19 protein-coding genes and 1 pseudogene are annotated in these 21,697 nt (G+C 57.4%); 6 read left to right on the top strand and 14 right to left on the bottom strand.

The window, feature by feature from the left end; all coding sequences use genetic code 11:
* The first annotated feature begins 32 nt into the window (after nucleotides 1-32).
* Nucleotides 33-2,213, top strand: a complete 2,181-nt coding sequence (locus ACVBEG_RS08415) for a malate synthase G (RefSeq protein ID WP_322215694.1) — start codon at nucleotides 33-35, stop codon at nucleotides 2,211-2,213.
* Nucleotides 2,214-2,291: 78 nt separating this feature from the next.
* On the opposite strand, the gene ACVBEG_RS08410 is transcribed toward ACVBEG_RS08415, so the two are convergent.
* A complete protein-coding gene (locus ACVBEG_RS08410) occupies nucleotides 2,292-3,308 on the bottom strand; it encodes an HTH-type transcriptional regulator GntR (protein ID WP_322179687.1) in 1,017 nt (338 codons plus the stop codon).
* 257 nt (nucleotides 3,309-3,565) lie between these two features.
* Here ACVBEG_RS08410 and ACVBEG_RS08405 point away from each other — a divergent pair, with 257 nt between their 5' ends.
* From ACVBEG_RS08405 to csrA, 3 genes are all read left to right on the top strand, one after another.
* Nucleotides 3,566-4,060, top strand: coding sequence for a gluconokinase (locus tag ACVBEG_RS08405; RefSeq protein WP_322182734.1), 495 nt, complete (start codon nucleotides 3,566-3,568; stop codon nucleotides 4,058-4,060).
* A gap of 103 nt (nucleotides 4,061-4,163) precedes the next feature.
* Nucleotides 4,164-5,516 (top strand): GntP family permease, encoded by a 1,353-nt coding sequence (locus ACVBEG_RS08400; RefSeq protein ID WP_322179688.1) that lies wholly within the window; start codon nucleotides 4,164-4,166, stop codon nucleotides 5,514-5,516.
* A 450-nt stretch (nucleotides 5,517-5,966) separates the two neighbouring features.
* Entirely contained in the window at nucleotides 5,967-6,155 is a 189-nt protein-coding gene (gene csrA / locus ACVBEG_RS08395) for a carbon storage regulator CsrA (protein WP_219060851.1), read from the top strand.
* Nucleotides 6,156-6,269: 114 nt separating this feature from the next.
* On the opposite strand, the gene ACVBEG_RS08390 is transcribed toward csrA, so the two are convergent.
* Complete coding sequence (locus ACVBEG_RS08390; protein ID WP_322179689.1) at nucleotides 6,270-7,193, bottom strand: LysR family transcriptional regulator; 924 nt, start codon at nucleotides 7,191-7,193, stop codon at nucleotides 6,270-6,272.
* A 255-nt stretch (nucleotides 7,194-7,448) separates the two neighbouring features.
* Between ACVBEG_RS08390 and ACVBEG_RS08385 the strand changes: the two are divergent.
* Together ACVBEG_RS08385 and ACVBEG_RS08380 are read left to right on the top strand one after the other, a co-directional pair.
* Nucleotides 7,449-7,631: pseudogene (locus tag ACVBEG_RS08385) on the top strand (glutathione binding-like protein); the annotation flags it as partial.
* Nucleotides 7,632-7,715: 84 nt separating this feature from the next.
* On the top strand, nucleotides 7,716-8,621 hold the full coding sequence (locus ACVBEG_RS08380; protein WP_447107568.1) for a flavin-nucleotide-binding protein: 906 nt from the start codon (nucleotides 7,716-7,718) through the stop codon (nucleotides 8,619-8,621).
* 91 nt (nucleotides 8,622-8,712) lie between these two features.
* Here the strand turns inward: ACVBEG_RS08380 and ACVBEG_RS08375 are convergent, their stop codons facing one another.
* The 12 genes from ACVBEG_RS08375 to ACVBEG_RS08320 all read right to left on the bottom strand — a co-directional run bounded on the left by ACVBEG_RS08375 (nucleotide 8,713) and on the right by ACVBEG_RS08320 (nucleotide 21,642).
* Complete coding sequence (locus tag ACVBEG_RS08375; RefSeq protein ID WP_322179692.1) at nucleotides 8,713-8,955, bottom strand: YdcH family protein; 243 nt, start codon at nucleotides 8,953-8,955, stop codon at nucleotides 8,713-8,715.
* A 202-nt stretch (nucleotides 8,956-9,157) separates the two neighbouring features.
* Nucleotides 9,158-10,093, bottom strand: a complete 936-nt coding sequence (locus tag ACVBEG_RS08370) for a ketopantoate reductase family protein (RefSeq protein ID WP_322179693.1) — start codon at nucleotides 10,091-10,093, stop codon at nucleotides 9,158-9,160.
* Nucleotides 10,094-10,281: 188 nt separating this feature from the next.
* Nucleotides 10,282-11,712: a pyridine nucleotide-disulfide oxidoreductase gene (locus ACVBEG_RS08365; RefSeq protein WP_447107567.1), complete on the bottom strand. Its 1,431-nt coding sequence runs from the start codon at nucleotides 11,710-11,712 to the stop codon at nucleotides 10,282-10,284.
* Nucleotides 11,713-12,551: 839 nt separating this feature from the next.
* Nucleotides 12,552-12,821: a DUF1652 domain-containing protein gene (locus ACVBEG_RS08360; protein WP_322179696.1), complete on the bottom strand. Its 270-nt coding sequence runs from the start codon at nucleotides 12,819-12,821 to the stop codon at nucleotides 12,552-12,554.
* Between the two features lie 343 nt (nucleotides 12,822-13,164).
* Nucleotides 13,165-13,647: a GNAT family N-acetyltransferase gene (locus ACVBEG_RS08355; RefSeq protein ID WP_322179697.1), complete on the bottom strand. Its 483-nt coding sequence runs from the start codon at nucleotides 13,645-13,647 to the stop codon at nucleotides 13,165-13,167.
* Between the two features lie 143 nt (nucleotides 13,648-13,790).
* Nucleotides 13,791-15,074: a C4-dicarboxylate TRAP transporter large permease protein DctM gene (gene dctM / locus ACVBEG_RS08350; RefSeq protein ID WP_219060643.1), complete on the bottom strand. Its 1,284-nt coding sequence runs from the start codon at nucleotides 15,072-15,074 to the stop codon at nucleotides 13,791-13,793.
* Nucleotides 15,074-15,706 (bottom strand): TRAP transporter small permease, encoded by a 633-nt coding sequence (locus tag ACVBEG_RS08345; protein WP_322179698.1) that lies wholly within the window; start codon nucleotides 15,704-15,706, stop codon nucleotides 15,074-15,076. The genes dctM and ACVBEG_RS08345 overlap by 1 nt, the downstream gene beginning before the upstream one ends.
* A gap of 90 nt (nucleotides 15,707-15,796) precedes the next feature.
* Nucleotides 15,797-16,789 carry a TRAP transporter substrate-binding protein gene (locus tag ACVBEG_RS08340; protein ID WP_322179699.1) on the bottom strand — a complete coding sequence of 331 codons (993 nt, stop codon included), beginning with the start codon at nucleotides 16,787-16,789 and terminating at the stop codon, nucleotides 15,797-15,799.
* Between the two features lie 255 nt (nucleotides 16,790-17,044).
* The gene (locus tag ACVBEG_RS08335; protein ID WP_322179700.1) at nucleotides 17,045-17,863 is read right to left on the bottom strand and encodes an HpcH/HpaI aldolase/citrate lyase family protein; all 819 of its coding nucleotides are present in this window, start codon (nucleotides 17,861-17,863) and stop codon (nucleotides 17,045-17,047) included.
* A 59-nt stretch (nucleotides 17,864-17,922) separates the two neighbouring features.
* Nucleotides 17,923-19,128, bottom strand: a complete 1,206-nt coding sequence (locus ACVBEG_RS08330) for a CaiB/BaiF CoA transferase family protein (RefSeq protein ID WP_322179701.1) — start codon at nucleotides 19,126-19,128, stop codon at nucleotides 17,923-17,925.
* A complete protein-coding gene (locus ACVBEG_RS08325) occupies nucleotides 19,125-20,468 on the bottom strand; it encodes an MmgE/PrpD family protein (RefSeq protein WP_447107566.1) in 1,344 nt (447 codons plus the stop codon). The genes ACVBEG_RS08330 and ACVBEG_RS08325 overlap by 4 nt, the downstream gene beginning before the upstream one ends.
* Nucleotides 20,469-20,478: 10 nt before the next feature.
* Complete coding sequence (locus tag ACVBEG_RS08320; RefSeq protein WP_322179702.1) at nucleotides 20,479-21,642, bottom strand: acyl-CoA dehydrogenase family protein; 1,164 nt, start codon at nucleotides 21,640-21,642, stop codon at nucleotides 20,479-20,481.
* Nucleotides 21,643-21,697 lie beyond the last annotated feature (55 nt).

Here is a 21,697-nt window from a genome sequence, read left to right as displayed (position 1 = left end):
ATACCTTCGCTCCCACGATTGGAGACCCCAAGATGACTGATTTCGTTAACTGCCAGCGCCTGAAAGTGGCCGCCAACCTGCAACGTTTTGTCGATGAGGACGTGCTGCCGGGCACGGGTCTGGACCGTGATGCGTTCTGGACCGGCTTCGATGCCCTGGTGCATGAACTCGCACCGCTGAACCGTGCCCTGCTTGCCGAACGCGATCGGTTGCAGACTGAACTGGACACTTGGCACCGCGCTCATCCCGGCCCGGTGAGCGACATGCCGGCTTATCGCGCGTTCCTCCAGTCAATCGGCTACCTGCAACCGCAGCCAGCCACCGTGCAAGCCAGCACCGCCAACGTCGACATCGAGATCAGCAGCCAGGCTGGCCCGCAATTGGTGGTGCCTGCCGTAAATGCCCGCTACGCCCTGAACGCCGCGAACGCCCGCTGGGGCTCGCTGTATGACGCGCTGTATGGCACCGATGCCATCGCTGAAACTGAAGGTGCGGAAAAAGGCAGCGGTTACAACCCTGTGCGCGGCGCAAAAGTCGTGGCCTTCGCCCGCGCCTTTCTTGACGAAGCCGCTCCGCTGGCCAACGGCTCGCATACCGATGCGCAAAGCTACCGCGTAGACGGTGACCAATTGCTGATCACCCTGACCGACGGCAGCCAGACCCGACTCAAGCAGCCGGAAAAATACGTCGGCTACCAGGGCCAGGCACTGCAACCGACCGCCATCCTCCTGAAGAACAATGGCCTGCACGTCGAAATCCAGATCGACGCCAACAGCACCATCGGCCGCACCGACGCTGCGGGGGTGAAAGACCTGCTGATGGAAGCGGCCGTGTCGACCATCATCGACTGCGAGGATTCGGTAGCCGCCGTGGACGCCGATGACAAGGTGTCGGTCTACCGCAACTGGTTGGGCCTGATGAAAGGCGACCTGACCGAGGACCTCGAGAAAGGCGGCAAAACCATCACCCGTCGCCTCAACGCCGACCGTGAATACACCGCTGCCGACGGCAGCACGCTAACGCTGCACGGTCGCTCGTTGTTGTTCATACGCAATGTCGGCCACTTGATGACCAACCCGGCGATTTTCGACGGCGAAGGTCACCAGATACCGGAAGGTATTCTCGATGGCGTGATCACCAGCCTGATCGCCGTGCATGACCTGGCTCGTCGCGGCAACTCGCGCACCGGCAGCGTGTACATCGTCAAACCGAAAATGCACGGTCCGGCCGAGGTCGCGTTTGCCGAGCAATTGTTCAGCCGTATCGAAGACCTGCTCAAGCTGCCGCGCAACACCCTGAAAATGGGGATCATGGATGAAGAGCGGCGTACCAGCGTCAACCTCAAAGCCTGTATTGGTGCGGCGTCGGCGCGGGTTGCCTTCATCAATACGGGCTTCCTCGACCGCACGGGCGACGAGATGCACAGCTCGATGGAAGCTGGCGCAATGCTGCGCAAAGGCGAAATGAAAAACACGCCGTGGATCAAAGCCTACGAACGCAGCAACGTGCTGGTGGGCCTGGCGTGCGGCCTGCGTGGTCGAGCGCAGATCGGCAAGGGCATGTGGGCGATGCCAGACTTGATGGCCGACATGCTCGAGCAGAAAATCGGCCATCCCAAGGCTGGTGCAAACACGGCATGGGTGCCCTCACCGACCGCGGCCACTTTGCACGCACTGCATTATCACAAGGTCGATGTGCGGGCGATTCAGGAGGAACTGGAACAGGTCGATCTGGCCAGTGTCAGCGAGCAAATCCTCAACGACCTGCTGACGATTCCTGTCTCGGCGGACGCCAAGTGGACTGCCGGGCAGATTCGCGAGGAAGTTGAAAACAACGCCCAAGGTCTGCTGGGCTATGTGGTGCGCTGGGTCGAACAAGGCGTGGGCTGCTCCAAGGTGCCGGACATTCATAACGTCGGCCTGATGGAAGATCGGGCAACGCTGCGGATTTCCAGCCAACACATCGCCAACTGGTTACGCCATGGCGTGATCGATAAAGCGCAAACGCTGGAAACCCTGCAGCGTATGGCTGCGGTCGTCGATCAGCAAAATGCCGGGGACCCGCTGTATCGGCCGATGGCCGCCGACTTCGACGCCTCCATCGCCTTCCAGGCGGCTTGCGCACTGGTATTCAAGGGCTGTGCGCAACCGAGCGGCTATACCGAGCCGTTGCTGCATGAATTCCGGTTGGCGTTTAAAAAACAGCAGGGCTAGGGCAAACCCATGGGGGAGCGAATGAGTTCGCTCCCCCTTGATTGAAGACAGCCGATATTTTTCAGTGGGGCTTTGGGGTCACGTACTTTCCCGCATCACCAATTCAAACCCCAGGTCTACCTGCGGCACCTGCGCAACCCCTTCCATCAACCCGAGCAACAACTGCGCGGCCCGTTGACCGACGGCTTCGCGTGGCGTGCGGATCGATGTCAGGCGCGGGACCATGTGCGCAGAACCAGGCAGGTCGTTGAAGCCGATCAGCGCCACGCGTTCGGGGATGGCGATACCCCGCCTCAGGGCTTCCAGGGTCGCTCCTTGGGCCAAGTCATCGTTGCAGAAGAAAACCGCATCAACGTCCGGATGGGTCTCCATCAATTGCGCAAACAACTCACCGCCCAGACCAATGGACGAAGGCAGCGGCGACATCACTTCGAGCGCCGGATCATGCAGTCCGGCTTCACGCAGGACACGCCGAAAACCTTCGCCACGCTGCAACACCCGGGGATCAAGTTGCGCCGCAATGTAGGCCAGGCGCCGCCGACCGCGCCCCAGCAAATGCCTGGCCGCTTCGGCACCGGCTTGTTCCTGAGAAAACCCCACGCAATAGGCACCCCGCGCCGGGTCCAGCTCCATCATGTGCACGCAGGGTACGCCGCTGGCGGCGAGTAACTGGCGCACGGCGGGTGTGTGGTCGAAACCGGTCAACAACAACCCCCGTGGCCGATTAGCCAGGTAGGTGCGCAGCAGGTTTTCTTCCTCGACGGGCGAGTAGTGGTAGTTGCCGATTACTACTTCCAGGCCACGCGTGCGCAATACGCCTTGAATTGCTTCCAGGGTTTCAATGAACAACTGGTTGGTCAGCGACGGCACCAGCACCACCACCGTCTGGCTTTGTGATGAGGCCAGTGCGCGAGCGGCCGGGTTAGCGACATACCCCAAGTTCTGCGCGGCAGCCCGGACTTTTTCTACCAACTCCGGCGCGACAGTGGCGATACCGCGTAGCGCCCTTGAGGCGGTAATCGGTGAGACGGCGGCAAGCCGCGCAACTTCATTAAGGGTCGGACGACCCGTGGAGCGGGAACCAATGCGTGTCATGTGCTGCCAATAACTCAGAGGGGTTGCCAAAGATGGCGAATGCGCTCTAAGGTAGCGCTGTCTCACGGAGCCTCGCAACGCTTTATTCGTACTTAACGGTCACGAGTAACGTATGCACGGTCCGATGATTGACCGATTTGCCCATAACAATGACAAGAACTGGAAACAGCCTGGCCGGCCTTTTGTTCAAGCCGTCAAAGACAGCGCTGTCTCCCGCTGAGGTAATTATGAATACTGCTATTTCCGCCCTCGTCGTGATGGGTGTCGCCGGATGCGGCAAAAGCGTCATCGGCGCCGCCATCGCGCTACGCAGCGACGGCCGCCTCATCGAAGGTGACGCCTTCCACTCTGCCGCCAACATCGAAAAGATGAGCGCTGGCATCCCCCTCAATGATGAAGACCGTGCCGGTTGGCTCGTCCGCCTGGGCGAAGAAATGGCCACCGCGTTGCGCAACGGTGAGCGTCCGATTGTCACCTGTTCTGCGCTCAAACTCAGCTATCGCGAAAAGCTTCGCGAGGCGGTGCCGGGGCTGGGTTTTATATTTCTCGAGCTGAGCAAGGAACTGGCAATCCAGCGCTGTGAGCACCGCCCAGGGCATTTCATGCCCGCGAGCCTGGTGGACAGCCAGTTCGCGACGCTCGAACCCCCTTATGGCGAACCCTTGACGCTGGTGGTCGATGCGACCCTCCACGTCGATACGCTGGGAGAACAAGCCGCCGCCTGGTGGAAAGCTTCGTGGCCACAAAAATAAAGCTGTGAACGCAAAAGATAGCGCTGTCTTGCACCCTGCAAACGGAATTGAACGCCACACTCATCAGTAGCTCCAAAAAACAAAGACAACTGGAGACGCACCTATGTTCGGCATGACCCAAGAGACGTACCTGCTCGTCGATGCACTGGTGACCATCATCGGCCTTGTGCTGCTGATCACCCGCTTTAAAGTTCACCCTTTCGTCGCGCTGACCATCGCCTCCGGCTTTTTGGGCCTGACCTCCGGCATGCCTGTGGACAAGGTCATGAAGTCATTCCAGGACGGCTTCGGCGGCGTTCTCGGCTTCGTCGGCATCCTCTTGGCGCTGGGCACCATGCTCGGCAAATTAATGGCTGACTCAGGCGGCGCCGACCAGATCGCCCGCACCCTGGTCCGACTGTTCGGCAAGGATCGTGTGCACTGGGCGATGATGTTCTCAGCATTCCTAGTGGGCATCCCGCTGTTCTTCGAGATCGGCTTCGTCCTGTTGATCCCGCTGGTGTTCATCGTGGCTCGACGCACAGGCTTATCGATTGTCAAAATCGGCATCCCCCTGCTGGCCGGGCTGTCAGCGGTGCACGGGCTAGTCCCGCCGCATCCGGGTCCGCTGCTGGCAATTGGCGTATTTAATGCCGACATCGGTAAAACCATTTTCTACGGTCTGATCGTCGCGCTGCCCACAGCGATGATCGCCGGACCGATCTACGGCAAGTGGATTTCACGCTACATTCCTGGCACACCGTCAAAAGAGTTGATGGACCAGATCGCCCAGGAGTCGACAACCGAAAACCTGCCGGGCTTCGGCATCACGCTGGTCACGATCCTGCTGCCAGTGTTTCTGATGCTGCTCAAAACCCTGGCCGACATCGTACTGCCGGACACCAGCATTATTCGGGTCTGGATGGACCTGATCGGTCACCCGATCACCGCCCTCCTCGCCGCCTTGTTGCTGGCGTTCTACACGTTTGGTGCCGCTCGCGGTTTCTCCCGGCAGCAGATTATGAAGCTGCTTGATCAGAGCCTGGCGCCTGTCGCGGCCATCGTCATGATCGTCGGCGCGGGCGGTGGTTTTAAACAAATGCTAGTCGCCAGCGGCGTGGGTGATGTGATTGGCCACATGGCGGTCCGTGCGGAAATTTCGCCGATTCTGCTGGCCTGGCTGGTTGCTGCGGTAATCCGCATTGCGACGGGCTCCGCAACAGTCGCAACCATCACCGGCGCGGGTATCGTCGCGCCAGTAGTGGCCATGATCCCAGGGGTAAACCGCGAACTGCTGGTGCTCGCAACGGGTGCGGGCTCGCTGATCCTGTCGCACGTCAACGATGCGGGCTTCTGGCTGGTGAAGCAGTACTTCAACATGACCGTCGCCGAAACCTTCAAAACCTGGACCGCGATGGAAACCATTCTGTCGGTGGTCGGGCTGATCTTCATTCTATTGTTGTCACTGTTGGTTTGACGGCCCCTCTGTCGCGAACGGATTCGCGATAGATCCGCGCTGAAACGGGCACCCCCTCTCAGCTGCGGGCTGAATGAGCCACGTGATTGACAATGGCCTGGCTTGAATTCTTGACCACCTCTAAAACGGCCTTGGGCAACAATAGCGCCGCTCTATAAAGACCTTTAAACACCTCTGGCTTTTTTGCGCTCTTTGCTACTCTTTTCACCACAATAGTCAGCAAACGTTGGCGTTTGAGGGATAATGCTTAGACGCGCAAGCACCAAGCAGGTGCACTATTCGTCCACTTGCGGGGTGACTCGATGACAGATGTGCGTTTCAAGGGAATTAAATTTGCACTTATGACGTCTTAGGGATGGACGCATTCGGATGTACTCGGCAACAATCACACCCAAGGCACACGCCAGCCTCTTGGCAGAGGCGCTTCAAGAGGCCATCAAGGAAAAGATCATGTTGATACTCACCCGAAAAGTAGGCGAAAGCATAAACATTGGTGACGACATCACCGTTACGATTCTTGGCGTTCAGGGCCTTCAGGTCCGGCTAGGTATCAATGCTCCAAAAAATGTTTCTGTGCATCGTGAAGAAATTTACAAACGTATCCAAGCCGAGATCGCACCCCACCAAGACCCCCAATGAATTCGAAATTGCATCCCCACTACTGAGCACTCTGCCCTCTTTGGGCAGAACAGCTACCCGGCGTCTAGATGACGCCGTTTTTTTTGTCTTCCCCGCGCTGCTAGCGATCAGCTGTCAAGATGAGCGTTCCGGGGTTGCAAAACGAATCAGCCGCTCACCGAGCTTCACCTTCGCCCAGGCGATGAACGTTCGCGAACGAATCGACACCCGCCGCGATGGCAGGTAAACAAGCGAAACCGGCAATGGTTCGGGCTGGTAATCAATCAGCACTCTTTCAAGTTGCCCGGCATCTATCAGGTCCTGGACCTGATAGGACAGAAAAAACCCGATTCCCAACCCACTGAGGCAGGCAGAAATAGCCGTGTCACCGTTATTCGTGGTCATGCGGATATTGGTTATTTTCACCGGCAGCGGCTTGCCGTTCTCTTGCAGCATCAACTGGGTCCCCCCGAGCACTCCAGCAAGGCAAATGAAGGGCGCGCCGTTGAGGTCATCCGGTGTCTTGAGAGTCCTAAGCTCAGCCAGTAATGCAGGGCTGGCACACAGATAACGGCGCACCTGCCCCACGCGAGACACCACCAGATCCGGGGCGGTGACGTGGCCGATTCGCACCGCGACGTCGATCCCTTCTTCCAGCAAGTCAGTCACCCGGTCGATCAGGCTCAAGTTCACTGTCACCTTGGGATAGCGAGCCATGAACCCGTTGAGCACCGGGGCTACGTGATGACGACCGAACAGCACCGGGGCCGTGATCGACAAAGGACCGCTGGGCTCACTCTCCTTGTCGCGGAACACATCCTCAATGTCGCCGATTTCACGAATCACCGTACGACAGACATCGGCGTACAGTTTGCCCTCCTCCGTGATCCGCACATGTCGGGTGGTGCGTTCGAACAAGCGCACACCCAAGTGCTGCTCCGTAGAGGCCAATACCCGGACCACGGTCGGCAGTGAGACATCGAGCTTTTCCGATGCGGCCGTAAGGCTGCCATGCTCGATTATCGCCAATACCACCCGCATCGCTTGAACCGTGTCCATCACTTGCCTCGCTAATTACTCCAAATTACGGAGTAAAGATCTTCTCTTTACAGCATTTATTCAAGCGCCTGCGAGCACTAGCATCATCACCTGCACCACAACGGCCCCATTCCATGCAGCCCTTTAAAGGTGATTGCCATGAAGCTCTATTCCCGCCCCCTCTCCGGTCATGCCCATCGTGTTCGTCTGTTTCTGTCGTTGCTGGGTATTGAGCATTCTCTGATCGAAGTCGACCTTACCGACCATGACTAGATCGTCGCAGGCCCCCACCCAACGCTGGCTGATGTCGCGCTGTACAGCTACTTCGCTCAAGCCCCTGAAGGCAATGTCGACCTCGCAGGCTATCCTCGGATAAACCGTTGGCTGGTTCGGATCGAAGCATTACCAGGCTTTGTTCCCTTTCAGAAAACACCCGCAGGCCTGGCCGCAATTGCCTAATCCCAGGTCCTAAAGGATTGGCTAAAGGACCGGTGCATGGGCACTTTCAGCAGGGTCCATGCGCGATGAGGGAGGTGATCTGTCATGAGTAACGAACAACCTCAACGACCTCACTCACCCTGGCACGCAGGTGAACGCGCCTTGCAGCACAGCGTCGGGGTAGCCGAGAAAATGGGTGAACTAGGCAGCAGGATCATCCGTGATCAGATCATCGAGCAGCACCGTGCGTTCTACCCGCAGTTACCTTTCGTCGTGCTCGGTACGGTCGATCCCGAAGGGGATGTGTGGGCAACCCTTCGCGACGATGAGCCAGGCTTTATGCATGCGGTCGATCCATACCGTCTGCACCTGCAATTACCACGCAATACCAGTGACCCGGCGGACAGAGGCATGGATGACGGCCTGGCCATCGGTTTGTTGGGGATTGATTTACTGACCCGTCGACGCAACCGGCTTAATGGCACCCTCAAACGCAGCGACGATCACAGCTTCGACATTTCCGTCGAGCAGAGTTACGGGAATTGCCCGCGCTATATTCAACAGCGGCAACTCAGCGTCCGAAGTGACTCACGTCCGGCAACGGTTCAATGGATGGAGCAGCTGGATACCGACGCGCGCGATCTGATCAACAGCGCATATTCTTTTTTTGTCGCGTCTTACGTCGACGATACCCCGAGCGGGCGACAGGTCGATGTGTCCCACCGCGGAGGGACATCAGGTTTCGTGCGACTGGATGAGGACGGCACGCTGACGATTCCGGACTTCGCCGGCAATCTATTCTTCAATACCTTAGGTAACTTTGTCCTCAATCCGAAAGCAGGTCTGGTGTTTGTCGATTTCCCCACAGGCGACCTGCTGCAAATGACAGGCGATGTGGAGCTTATTCTTCACTCAGGCACCCTCAGCACCTTGGAAAGTGCCGAGCGGTTATGGCGTTTCAGTCCGCAACGTATCGTCAGGCGCTCGAATGCACTGGCATTACGTTGTTGATCAACCAAGCCTGACGGCAGCTCCCCTACTCACTGACGGCCGGGAGCTGGGGTACCCGTGCCGCCGTGCCCGGAACGACGCGCCCACAGTCTTAGTCCGAAGACGTCAGACGCTTGACTATCTTGTCCTTCACATGCAGGCGTTTTTCCTTGAGCTTCCTGAGCTGTTCATCGGTAACGTTTCCGGCTGACCCGGATTCAGCGTCAACCACTTCAGCGTCTATCGAGTTGTAGGATTCGAGCAGTTGGCTGAGCCTGTCGTCGGCGTCTCTGCGCCTGGTGATCTCTTCCTTGGTGATATTCAAATCCTTGAGCAAATTATGTTTGACCGGCATGTTGTCACCTCTGTTAAACCTGCAGTGATCGTAAGGTTATGAGGCTGGCTCCTGGAAAAGGTTCGTTATTTCTGCCGGTCCAACCCGCACAGTGGGTGAATCGGGTAACCCGATCACCACGCATGGACGCCAGCAGATCGGTTCGTGATGGAAGCCTGGGCATGCCGGGGCTCGATATTGTCTGGGGGACATGGACTGGAGATCAATGTTCGCGCAAACGCCGTGCTTCATAGGCTTTAAGGTGAGTGTAGGCGAATTCAAGAACCGACAAATCTGCTGTCGACAGCCCTGCCGCGTCACGGCGTGCGACCAGATCACCGAACATATGCTCGACTTCGATGGCGGCACCACGTTCGATGTCTCGCAGCATGGAAGAGGTCATCTTCGACCCGGGAGTCGTCAACATATTCACAAAGCGCTCATGCGCCTGCGGGCGCAGCGGGTAACCGGCCTTGGCGGCGATCTCGGCGCACTCATCCAGCAATCTCAATACCAGTGACTCACCACCTGCGGCGAGCACATCACCGACCGTAGAGCGCATGGAGCAGGTAACGCCAGCACCGGTGGCGATAAAACACCATTTTTCCCACATCTCCTGAAGGATGCTTGAGCTGAGGTTAGCCTCAAAACCCGCGCCGACCAACTCATCCGTCACGCGCTGAATACGTGCGCTCACTTGCCCATCCAGTTCGCCAAATGTTAATTGGTTGGTGTCATTCAGATGCACGATGGTGCCCGACGCATCGCGGTCCACAGAGATCAGGCACTGCCCGCCCAATATATTCGTATGACTGAAACGTGCGGCCAGGCGATCTAGATGCGCCATGCCATTGAGCAGCGGCAGAATCATCGTTTCAGCCCCCACCGCTGCTGCAAAAGACTCCATCGCCGCGTCGAGATCGTAGGCCTTGCAACTAAGGAGAATCAGGTCATAGGGAGTATCCAGTGCCTGGCTCAGCACATAGGGCGGATCAGGATAATCGACGTTGCCCAACGGGCTTCGCACGATCAGCCCGTCACGTTCAAGCTCTTCGGCGCGACGAGGCCTGACCAGAAACGTCACGTCCCGCGTCGCCTCCAGCAGTCGTCCACCAAAATAACCGCCGATCGCACCGGCTCCAACGATCAAAATGCGCATGGCTGTCCAACCTCTGCTGAGCCGTTGAGAGGGTCTGCATGAAAGATAAGAATAGATGATAAAAAGCGCTCTTCAACAACAGATATCCCCCTCATCAGTTGTCCCCAGGCACTAAATCGCAGGCAAAAAAAACCCGAGTAGCCAAAGACCACTCGGGACGAGAGAGTTAGCTCAACGCTGAATACATCTTATATTTTGAAGGGTGTGAGGCCTGGCCAGAAAAGTGGCAAGCCACTTTCTAAACGCTCGCTCAAGCTGCGGCTCGGGATCACCCATTCAGCCACTGCTGCTGCATTCAATCGTGCTGATATGGCCTCGATGACAGCGCGACTGGCGTCGTTATGAAACTGCCAGACGCCATAGATTCGCCCATCGAACGAAGGCTCACTGCCCAGACGCGGATCAATCCCAAGCCCCGAGCCCAGACCGAACAGATACAAGCCGTGTAAGCGCCGCCCCGCCAGATCCAGAGGACAGCCTGAAGGGTCGGAATCAAGACCGCCCTTCACCTCGCGCAGGGCTATCGGCGTGCCGTCGGCGTATTTGAGTTCAGGTATCCGAGGTTGATAACCCGTGCATTGCACCACCACATCCGATTCAGCCAACGCCTGGCTCGCACGTTCATACTGCCGGGCGGGGCCATTTCGAGTTTGCAGGAGATGGACCCGGACCCCGTCCGCACCTATTCGGCCGCGCTCAAGAATGTCCCGGCCCACGTCTAAAGCGCGATAACGCAAGCCGCCTGACCGGTTGACCCGACCCGATACCGGGCAAATATCATTGACTGGATCAAACTCGTAGCCGTTCGCCAATGCCTGATCGGCACTTTCATAGAACAGGCGGATTTGCGAGCGATGCACCAATGTCATCTCTTCCAGACCGACGCTTTGCAGTGCGCTGGCGAGGTTTTCCAGCACGGAAAAAGCACTATGAGAACCACCGACCACTGTGAATCGCCCCCCTGCGGCGAGGGTCGGCGCAAAATGTTCGCGCAACTCTGAGGCACTCATACGCAGCACTGTATCGGCACTTTGAATACTGGTCGACGGAGGCAGCGATAACCCCTGATCTGCCAGTGCGTTTAGCAGATGCTGCGGATCTTGACGGCCACCAAGGTTGAGTACCAGCGTACGGCACAGAATCGCCTGAGCACGCCCCTCGTGTTCGACCCAGACCTGAAACGCATCATCGTCGCTAACCACTTCCGTGATCGTGGTGCTGCTCCACACCTGAACGTCATAACGTTGAACGATAAAATCCAGCACCAGTTTCGACGCTTCTGCCAGCAGTTCCCCTACGTCTGATAGCCGTGGTGCGACAAAAGCCTGATCGCGGATGCGCCAATACGCCGCGCTGTGCTCCAACGGTTCAAACACTTCGCGCAATGCCGGATCACGCAGGCAATCGAGAAATACATCGCCCACAGAGTTGGCCGTAATCTGGTATTCACCCAATCTACCAGTCCCCGGATGAGGACTGGCGTCGACGATAATCAATCCGTCGCGCGTTAAATCAGGCAAGGCTCCGCTTTTCAAGGCATTGAATATCAGCCCCATGCCAGCAGGGCCAGCCCCTCCTACCAAACAACCGCAGACTACTTCCAGTTGATCTCCATACATGATAATTGACTCCGTGTTTGAATTCAGGTCGTCTTTCTGTGGTCAGAGTGACGTGTCAAGTCCGTCCTAAAAAAGCAGGGATAACCGTTAGCGTCGTGTTTGAATAGAAGAGGATGAAAAGTGGGGAATAACTAACGAGGGGAAAACAAGAAGGCGTTAGCGCAAGCCTCATTGGTGGGCTTGGTACGATGCTTCTTCCTCTGCGTTGCGCGGGAACATGCAACGTTATTCGGTAACTGCTCCCCGATAACTTATTTATCTTTATCGCAGGCAACGCTACCGCTGGGGCCAAAGCTGGATGCCCTATTAATAGGCATTGCGTGGAGCGTTCCAAAAAAACATCCACACAGCGGTTCAACGATTCGCCCTGGAACAGCCTTGGCTTAAGTACTTAACTTAGGCGCCAAAACCTCGACCAATAATTTCAAAATTTCAGGAAAGTGTCAAATTACAGACTCATTACAAAAAACGTTACACTTACTCATTAACTGCATGATAGATATGGGTATTTTTTTTTGACGTTAAAAAGCCATCATTCACATGCAAAAAGTTTATTTTAAATAATCGATTTGGCGCGAGGATTTCTGGGCATGAGTGGCAGCCAGACAAGGAGCGGGCATAAAAATTGAGGAGGGAGAAAACCCAAAAAAGGTCTAACGAAAGGCGATTGACAACGACGTGGATTGACCGCCTGCAAGGCCCAGTCTAGACGGCAAGTTGACATAAATAGTCGGATGAAAATGACTGAGCCCCTGTAGCCGGGGAGTGCCACCCGCACGTTTAGCGAGCGTGACACATCACTACTCGAACCCGTAGTCCCCTGGGCCCAAGGGCGAGCCTCACCCGGCGTAGCGGGCCTGTGTATGCAGCTGACCATGGTTAGCCAGGTCATAACGCAGCTCAGCCACCAATTCGCATATATCCCGACTGTTATTAAGCCGGTCCAAAGAAATGCCCGTGACGATCAAATCGACCCGGTCGGATTGAGGGTCGGAAATTTGAACGGTCAATGAGAAATCAGGCGCCACCGTGCACTTGCAGCGCAACGGCAAAAAGGCACGTTCGATAATACCTCGTAGTTCCAACGTGGAAAGCCTGTACGCAATCATGTGCAGTCTCCTCGCAGCAGGCCGGGTCAAGATCCAGACACTGGCTACATCTATTTATTAGGGTACAAGGATTTCGTCCATGGTCGTCAAATAAACGGCGTCTATTACTTGAACGTCCTTAACTCTATACCCGCCCCCTGTGCGGGGCAATGCCATGTTAACGAGGGTGTACACAATCAATTGGAACGGCCTGATTTATAAAATGCATAGAAGAAACGTTTCATCTTTTACGGATGATAACAATACCGGCGGAACACACCCGTTTGACCACATTTACCTCATAAAAAATAAAAAAAACCGTTACGTCTCAGACCACCTTCCGTCGGCTGACTTCACGCAAGCGTCATGACTCGCTTCTTGCGAGTCGCAGATGAATCAGCGCAACCCTGGCGCCGTGTTTGTCTTGACGCTCGTCCACGGCATACGGCTGAAAGCCGAGCTTGGGGTAGAACAACAGACCCGGGACGTTGCGGTTGAAACACGATGCAGTCACCTCCCGGGCCTCGTGCTTATCGAAAGCGATATCAATCATGTAGCTGATCAGATAACGCCCCACACCTCGCGAGCGAGCATGGGGGGAAATGATGACATTACCCAGCGAACAACGGCCCCGAAACTCCCAACGAGAGAAGTTTGCGAAACCGACTACTGTGCCATCCATTTCAATCACGGTGGAGTCGGAGCAGTGGGTGATAGCCTCTTTTAGCTGATGCGGAGTCAGCGGATAAGTGGCCTTGGGAAACATATAAAACAGCTCGTCGGCGCTCTGTGGAAATTCACAGATAACCGGGATGTCTTTTTCTTCCAGGGGGCGATGAAGAAACATAGCTGGATAACCTCTCGAAGCATCAGGAGCACACGCATAGTAAGGACACTATATGCGAAGGATAGAGCAACTACATCCTTGCTAAAAAAACCCCTGAGAACCTAAGTTCACAGGGGTCAAGGCACTGCGCTCTCAGTAACGGGTCAAGGCATCCCCAGCCAATTGGGCAGGGCCATCGAGATGAAGGGGACGTAGGTCACCAGGATCAGGAACGCCAGAAGGATCATCAGCCACGGCATGGCGGCCCGGATGGTCTGGCCGAGGGTCAGCCCGGTTACCGCCGAGGTGACGAACAGGTTCAGTCCCACCGGTGGGTGCACCAGACCGATCTCCATGTTCACCACCATGACGATGCCCAGATGGATCGGGTCGATGCCCAGCTTCATGGCAATCGGGAAGAAAATCGGTGCCAGGATCAACACGATGGCCGACGGCTCCATGAAGCTGCCGGCCACCAGCAATACGATATTGACCATGATCAGAAAACCAATGGGCGTCAGGCCTTCGGAAATCACCCATGTCGTGATTTGCTGCGGAATCTGTTCGGTGGTCAGGACGTGGGCGAAGAGCATGGCGTTAGCGATGATGAACATCAGCATGATCGACAGCCGTCCGGACTCCATCAACACTTTCGGGCAGTCACGGAACCGCATGTCCTTGTAGACGAACAACGCAACGAAGGCCGAATAGACTGCTGCCACCGCCGCTGCTTCCGTCGGGGTGAACATGCCGCTATAGATACCGCCGAGGATGATCACAAGCAGCAGCAAGCCCCAGAATGCACGCCGTGCGGTGTGCAACCACTGACGAAAGCTGACCCGTGGCTGTGCCGGTAACTTCTTGACCCTGGCGACGATGTAGATCACCACCATCAAGATCACACCGAGCAAAATCCCGGGGACAATGCCGGCGATGAACAACTTGCCCACCGAGGTTTCAGTCGCGGCGGCGTACACCACCATGACGATGGACGGCGGGATCAGGATGCCTAGCGTCCCCGCGTTACAGATGATGCCTGCGCCGAACTCTTTTGGATAACCAGAGCGCACCATGCCTGCCACCGCGATGGAGCCAACGGCAGCCACCGTCGCCGGAGAGGAGCCAGACAATGCCGCAAACAACATGCAGGCCAGCACAGCGGCAATCGCCAATCCTCCACGAATGTGCCCGACGCAAGCGTTGGCAAAGTCGATCAGGCGTTGCGCAACGCCGCCGGTGGTCATGAACGCGCCCGATAACAGGAAGAATGGGATCGCCAGAAAGGTGTAGCTGTCAGACGTTTCAAACAGCTTGATCGCCAGCGAACTCAACGAGTCCTGACTGAACAAGAGGATGGAAACCGCCCCGGACAGACCCAGCGAAATCGCGATCGGCACGCCCAGGAACATAAAAACGAACAGCAGCAGGAACAGACAAAGAACCGTCATCAGTGGTGCTCCTCGCTCGAACTGGCGAGTTTGCTCGCTTCGGCCGCCTCATCTGCCAGCCCGAGACCGAGTTGACGATGGGTGAAGATGCGCCAGAAAATTTCCACGTACCGGATGAATACCAGGCCGAAACCAAGGGGCACGATCGCGGCGATGTACGAGACCTTAATGCCGAACTGATCGAGGTCCTCAGCACCGATATTGGCGATGAACACGGCCGACACCCATTTGTAGCTGGCCACCACGAACAATCCGGCGTAAGCCAGGCAACACACGCACGCGAGCATTCCCAGCAGGCGTTGCATGCGCCGTGGCGTCAGCCTGACCAATGCGTCCACACCCAGGTGCCCGGCGGTACGCACTCCGTAGGACATGCCAAAGAAAATCAACCAGCCGAACAGCGCCTTGGTCAGCGCCACACTCCAAGTCATTTCCTGGGCAATCCCCATTAAGTGGTCACCGATACTCGAGAAAAAAGCGCTGCTCACCACCCACTTGTCGCTCAGGGTGTAAAAGAACGTATAGATGTTGTTGAACATCACGTAGACGAATGTAACCAGGGTCATGGCGGCCAGCAGGAAGGCAATAACGGCTTCCTCCAGATGCTCCCAAAGTCGCGTCAGCGATTGCATAGAAGTTCTCCGAACGTAGAGAGAGCAGCCGCTCAGATCAGAACGGCCGCGCAGACATTGCTGTCTGTACCGATCAGTTGTCGGTAAACATCAAGGTGCTTTGTTGGAGTCGTCAGCAGCTTTGATCAGATCGGGACCAATTTCAGCCGAGAACTTTTCCCATACTGGACGCATCGCTTTTCGCCATTCCGCGCGTTGCTCGGAGGTCAGTTCGATGACTTCGCTGGTTTTGGCGTCGATGATTTTTTGCTTGGCGCTCTGGTTCAGCGCTTCAGCTTGCCTGTTCACTTCAATCGAGACCTCGTCGAGGATTTTTTGCAACTCGGTGCGGATATCTACTGGCAGGCCGTTCCAGAACCTGGAGTTGGTGATGACCATGTAGTCGATCAAGCCATGGTTGGATTCAGTGAAGTACTTCTGCACTTCATTGACCTTTTGGCTTTCATAATTCGACCACGTGTTCTCGGTGCCATTGACCGTACCGGTCTGCAACGCTTGATAGACTTCGGCGAAGCTCAACTTACGCGGGTTGGCGTGTACGGCCTTGAATTGCTCTTCGAGCACGCTGGACGCTTGGACCCGGAACTTCAGGCCGCGTGCATCTTTAGGCACGCGCAAAGGCTGGTTGGAGGAGAGTTGTTTCAGGCCGTTGTGCCAATAGGCCAGCCCGTGAATGCCTTTGTCGTCCATGGAGGTCAACAACGCTTTGCCCTGCGGACCTTGCTGAAAACGGTCGACCGCTGCCAGGTCATTGAACAGGAATGGCAGGTCGAAGATTTGCACCTGTTTGGTGTACTGCTCAAACTTGGCCAGGGACGGAGCCAATAACTGCACATCACCCAAGAGCAATGCTTCCATTTCCTTGCCGTCGCCGAACAGGGACGAGTTCGCATAGACCTCGACTTTCACCTTGCCCGCCAGACGTTCCTCGGCGAGTTTCTTGAACAGCAAAGCGCCCTGCCCTTTGGGCGTATTTTCAGCCACGACGTGAGCGAACTTGATAATTATGGGGTCGGCTGCCTGCGTCAGGCTGGCGATGGACACTGCGGCGGCGCATAGGAGCGCGCGGGTCACCTTCAACATCGATTTCACCTTTTTATTGTTGTGATTATTTTTGAGGGAGCTTTTAAAGCGCTGGTACAAAGATGCACAAGGCCGCGCGTTTAGAGAATTTGCATTTTTATAATCCAGCGTTTGGTTTAGCTGAACGCTGGCACTTTGTACCCATGGTCGACTCTGAAGCCCCTGTGGCGTGGGGATAAACCCTCGAAGACTATTGACCCAAAGCAGTTATCGTACAACGAGGTTACGACTAAAGTCGTAGACAGCTCTTACCCTCTAGATAAGCGTCAGGGCCAATAATCGTTGAGCGCGCAGCAAGACCGGCGCGTCGACCATTTGCCCGTCGACTTGAAATACGCCTGCGCCATCAGCACCCGCGTCCAGCACGCGTTGCGCCCAAGCCAGGTCTTCAGCACACGGGGCCAAAGCCTGGTGAATCACCGAAATCTGTTTCGGGTGAATGCACAAGGCGCCCGCAAAACCCATCTCATAAGCATGACGAACGGACTGGTGCAGCCCCTCTGGGTCGTCGATGGCCGGGTGCACGCCATCAAGGGGAGGCAACAACCCCGCGCCACGCGAATGCAGCAACAACAAGACGCGCGCCTGATCGAGTACACATTGTGCAGCCCGAGTGCCGTTGCTCAAATTCAGGTCCAGCGCCAGGTCCAGGCTGCCAAACGACAAGCGCTGAACGCCTTTGGCACAAGCAATCTCGGCCAGCGCCAACAGGCCACGAGCGCTCTCGATGATCGGCCAGATCAGCTTGCCGGTGGCCGCCACTGCAGCTACCTGGGCAGAACTCTCGACCTTGGGTAGCAACACCCCGATAACCCCTGAATGGCGTTGGCAGAACGCCAGATCAGCGAGGTGTTCGGCGTGCTCCGGGGCATTGACCCGAACCCAGACCGAGGCCTGCGGAGTACTTTGCAGAAAAGCCGCCAGGTTATCCCGAGCCTGGCGCTTGAGCGATTCTTCCACTGCATCTTCGAAATCGACAATCACCGCATCGGCACCCGCAGCCAGCGCCTTGGCGAATCGCTCGGGTCGGCTACCGGGCACAAACAGTGCAGAGCGGACAATGGAACCGGACATGGCTATTTCCTCTTTCTTGGGGAGGCCCAATTAATCTGTGGGAGCACGGCGTGGAGGTCTCAGACCACCCCTGCCGCTTGCAGCCGCGCCTGATCTTCAGCCGAAAAGCCCAGCTCACCCAAAATACTACCGGTGTGTTCGCCCAGCCCCGGCACCGGGTCCATGCGCGGGGTAAAGGCAGCGTTGCGCCCTGGCGGCAGCAATGCCGGCAGCTTGCCGGCCGGGCTGTCCACTTCGCGCCAGCTGTCGCGGGCCTTGAGTTGCGGGTGTTCCCACACACCCTGCATATCGTTGACCCGGGCGTTGGCGATCTGCGCCACTTCCAGCCGGGTCACGACCTCTTCCACCGTCAGTTGGGCGAAACCATCGACAATGATCTGGCGTAGCGCCTCACGATTTTCCGATCGTTTGAAGTTCGCCGAAAAACGCTCATCGGTGGTCAGCGCAGTGTCGAGCAACACCTTCTCGCAGAACAGCGCCCACTCGCGTTCGTTCTGCAAACCCAGCATCACCGTGTCGCCGCCCTTGGTCGGGAACGGACCATACGGGTAAATTGTCGAGTGCGAAGCCCCAGCACGCGGTGGCGGCTGGGCGCCTTCGAAGGCGTAGTACATCGGGTAGCCCATCCACTCCACCAGACTTTCCAGCATGCTCACGTCAATGCGACTACCCACACCGGTTTTGTCGCGCAGCAACAGCGCCGACAGAATCCCGCTGTAGGCATACATGCCCGCCGAGATGTCGGCGATGGAACAACCGGCTTTGGCCATCTGGTCTTCGCCCGGCCCGCCGGTCACCGACAGGAAGCCACCCTCGCTCTGAATCAGCAGGTCGTAGGCCTTTTTCTTTTCATAAGGCCCGCCTTCACCGTAGCCGGAAATGTCGCAGACGATCAGCCTAGGGAAGCGCTCGTGCAGCGCTTCGAACGACAACCCCATGCGCGCCGCAGCACCCGGTGCCAGGTTCTGCACCAAAACATCGGCCTTGCCAAGCAGGGCCTGAAGAATGTCCTCCGCCTCGTCCTGTTTGAGGTCCAGGGTCAGGCTTTCCTTGGAGCGGTTGGTCCAGACAAAGTGCGATGCCAGGCCACGCACGCGCTCGTCGTAGCCCCGAGCAAAATCGCCGCTGCCGGGGCGTTCGACTTTCACCACTCGCGCCCCCAGATCAGCCAGTTGCCGGGTGCAGAAAGGCGCTGCAATCGCGTGTTCGAGGCTGACCACGGTAATCCCGTCCAGCGGACGAGGATTGGCTGGTTGAGTCGTCATAGGGTTACCTCCGCCGCATTGCGCAGCTGCCAGACCTTTTCAATCAGCGCTCGGCCCTGCTCCGGCGTGCGTGCGCCAGAGAACGCCAACAGACGCTGAAATTTTTCTTCCAGTTCAGGACGCGACAGGGTGTTGCCCGGATCGCCCTTGGGCTCGTCGATAGCTGCGGATAGGGTGCGGCCGTCCGTCGTGGTGACCACCACACGGCCCAACCAGCGCGCCGGATAGGCACCGTCGACTTCACTGTCCAGCGCCATGCTGACTTTCTCGCGGAACGCTGCCACGGCAGGATCAGTCAGGGCAAACGCTTGGAACTCGGTCAATTGGGCCTTGCCGTGCACTGCAATTAAACCGAGTACTGCGCCCATCGAAAACTTGGCCTGATGCACCGTCTGCGGAACCACAACCCGCCCAAGCACATCGATAGCGGCCTGATGCACACGGGTGGTGACATGCTCGATCTGATCATGAGTCAGCCCCTCGCGCTGCATCAAAAGGAGCAACGCATCGGCAGCCGGATGAGTATGGCGGCACGAGGCGTGGAACTTGAACGAGGTCTCGGCCAGCGCCCAACGGCTGCCCAACCGGTCGGACAGCTTGCTCGGATCAGCATCGCTGGACATGCCTGCGGCCATGCCTTGATCGCCTTCGAGGATATTGCGTGCACCGGTCAGGCCATCGAGGGTCATGTACGCTGCGAGTAAACCATCGGCAGCGGCTTTGGCGGTGTGCAGCTGTTTCGAGTCGGCGGCGTCTCGCAAAAACTCCCACAACCCGGCAGCCTGAGTGCCCGCGTTGCCAAACAGGTTGATGAATTGCTCTTTATCGAAGCCCAGCAACTTGCCGACCGCAACGGCTGCCGCGAGGGTACCGACCGTGGCCGTGGTATGGAAAATCTTGTAGTGAGAACGACCCATGAACTCGCCGATGCGAATCCCGGCCTCATAGCCGGCCACTGAGGCCAGCAACAATTCGCGACCGGACTTGCCCAGGTCCTGAGCCGCCGCCAGCACGGCGGGGAACACCACCGTGGCCGGATGCAGCACCGAGCTGTTGTGCAGGTCGTCCTGCTCGACCAGGTGCGAGGAAGCTGCGTTGACCAGCGCGGCGAAATACGCCGAGGTACCACGGCCGCTCACCAGTATTTTCGCCGGGCCATCGGCTGGCCCCATGCGCTGCGCATAACGCTCGAACAGCGGAATTGGGTGCGAACCCTGGCTGGCCAGCGCCGAGCCCAGCCAGTCGAGAAACAAGTCTTCGGTGCGGTCGAGCACGGCGTCTGGCACCTGCTCGTAGTTCAGGTCGGCCAGGAAGCCGGCCAATGCTTGGGTATGGCTCATGATCGGCTCCTCAGAAACTGCGTGGCAGTTCGAGCAAATGCTCGGCGACGTAGGACAAAATCAGGTTGGTCGAGATCGGCGCGACCTGATATAGACGGGTTTCACGGAACTTGCGCTCGACGTCGTATTCGCAGGCAAAGCCAAAACCCCCATGGGTTTGCAGGCAGGCGTTAGCCGCTTCCCAGGATGCTTTGGCCGCCAGATATTTGGCCATGTTGGCGCTGGCTCCGGCATTCTTGCCGCTGTCGTATTCCTCGCAGGCACGCCAGCGCATCAGGTCGGCAGCTTCGATCTCGATGTGCGCTTCGGCAATCGGGAACTGCACCCCCTGGTTCTGGCCGATGGGTCGCCCGAACACCACCCGATCACGGGCATAGGCGCTGGCTTTTTCGATGAACCAGCGGCCGTCGCCGATGCATTCGGCGGCAATCAGCGTACGCTCGGCATTCAAGCCATCAAGGATGTAGCGAAAGCCTTTACCTTCCTCGCCGATCAGGCTGTCGAGGGGCAGTTCCAGGTTGTCGAAGAACAGTTCGTTCGTTTCATGGTTGACCATGTTGGCGATGGGCTGAACGGTCAGGCCGTTGCCAATGGCCTCGCGCAGGTCGACGAGAAAGATCGACATGCCTTCGGATTTCTTCTTCACTTCAGTCAGCGGTGTGGTGCGCGCCAGCAGGATCATCAGGTCCGAATGCTGGACCCGCGAGATCCAGACTTTCTGACCGTTGATCACGTACTTGTCACCCTGCTTCACCGCAGTGGTCTTGATCTTGGTGGTGTCGGTACCCGTGGTGGGCTCGGTGACGGCCATGGATTGCAGGCGTAATTCACCGCTGGCCAGCTTCGGCAGGTAATAGCTCTTCTGTGCCTCACTGCCGTGACGCAACAGGGTGAACATGTTGTACATCTGGCCGTGAACGGTGCCAGAGTTACCGCCGCAGCGGTTCACTTCTTCAAGGATCACTGACGCTTCGGCCAGGCCCAGACCCGAGCCGCCGTATTCGGTCGGGATCAGCGCCGCCAGCCAGCCGGCATCGGTCAGCGCCTTGACGAACGCTTCAGGGAAGCCCTTCTCTTCATCGACCTTGCGCCAGTAAGCCGCATCGAATTCGGCACACAGGGCGCGCACGCCTTCGCGGATAGCATTCAGTTCTTCGTTATCGTTGGGGTTCATCGATTGGCTCTCATGGGTCCGCACGGACACGGGCTTATCTAACGGGACTGTCCAC

This window comes from Pseudomonas sp. GG8, assembly GCF_052976945.1.
This window is presented reverse-complemented; position numbering and strand designations above follow the sequence as displayed.

Coding starts and splice junctions, on each gene's coding strand:
- ACVBEG_RS08415 (WP_322215694.1), top strand. CDS start 33: ATGACTGATTTCGTTAACTGCCAGCGCCTGAAAGTGGCCGCCAACCTG.
- ACVBEG_RS08410 (WP_322179687.1), bottom strand. CDS start 3,308: ATGACACGCATTGGTTCCCGCTCCACGGGTCGTCCGACCCTTAATGAA.
- ACVBEG_RS08405 (WP_322182734.1), top strand. CDS start 3,566: ATGGGTGTCGCCGGATGCGGCAAAAGCGTCATCGGCGCCGCCATCGCG.
- ACVBEG_RS08400 (WP_322179688.1), top strand. CDS start 4,164: ATGTTCGGCATGACCCAAGAGACGTACCTGCTCGTCGATGCACTGGTG.
- csrA (WP_219060851.1), top strand. CDS start 5,967: ATGTTGATACTCACCCGAAAAGTAGGCGAAAGCATAAACATTGGTGAC.
- ACVBEG_RS08390 (WP_322179689.1), bottom strand. CDS start 7,193: ATGGACACGGTTCAAGCGATGCGGGTGGTATTGGCGATAATCGAGCAT.
- ACVBEG_RS08380 (WP_447107568.1), top strand. CDS start 7,716: ATGAGTAACGAACAACCTCAACGACCTCACTCACCCTGGCACGCAGGT.
- ACVBEG_RS08375 (WP_322179692.1), bottom strand. CDS start 8,955: ATGCCGGTCAAACATAATTTGCTCAAGGATTTGAATATCACCAAGGAA.
- ACVBEG_RS08370 (WP_322179693.1), bottom strand. CDS start 10,093: ATGCGCATTTTGATCGTTGGAGCCGGTGCGATCGGCGGTTATTTTGGT.
- ACVBEG_RS08365 (WP_447107567.1), bottom strand. CDS start 11,712: ATGTATGGAGATCAACTGGAAGTAGTCTGCGGTTGTTTGGTAGGAGGG.
- ACVBEG_RS08360 (WP_322179696.1), bottom strand. CDS start 12,821: ATGATTGCGTACAGGCTTTCCACGTTGGAACTACGAGGTATTATCGAA.
- ACVBEG_RS08355 (WP_322179697.1), bottom strand. CDS start 13,647: ATGTTTCTTCATCGCCCCCTGGAAGAAAAAGACATCCCGGTTATCTGT.
- dctM (WP_219060643.1), bottom strand. CDS start 15,074: ATGACGGTTCTTTGTCTGTTCCTGCTGCTGTTCGTTTTTATGTTCCTG.
- ACVBEG_RS08345 (WP_322179698.1), bottom strand. CDS start 15,706: ATGCAATCGCTGACGCGACTTTGGGAGCATCTGGAGGAAGCCGTTATT.
- ACVBEG_RS08340 (WP_322179699.1), bottom strand. CDS start 16,789: ATGTTGAAGGTGACCCGCGCGCTCCTATGCGCCGCCGCAGTGTCCATC.
- ACVBEG_RS08335 (WP_322179700.1), bottom strand. CDS start 17,863: ATGTCCGGTTCCATTGTCCGCTCTGCACTGTTTGTGCCCGGTAGCCGA.
- ACVBEG_RS08330 (WP_322179701.1), bottom strand. CDS start 19,128: ATGACGACTCAACCAGCCAATCCTCGTCCGCTGGACGGGATTACCGTG.
- ACVBEG_RS08325 (WP_447107566.1), bottom strand. CDS start 20,468: ATGAGCCATACCCAAGCATTGGCCGGCTTCCTGGCCGACCTGAACTAC.
- ACVBEG_RS08320 (WP_322179702.1), bottom strand. CDS start 21,642: ATGAACCCCAACGATAACGAAGAACTGAATGCTATCCGCGAAGGCGTG.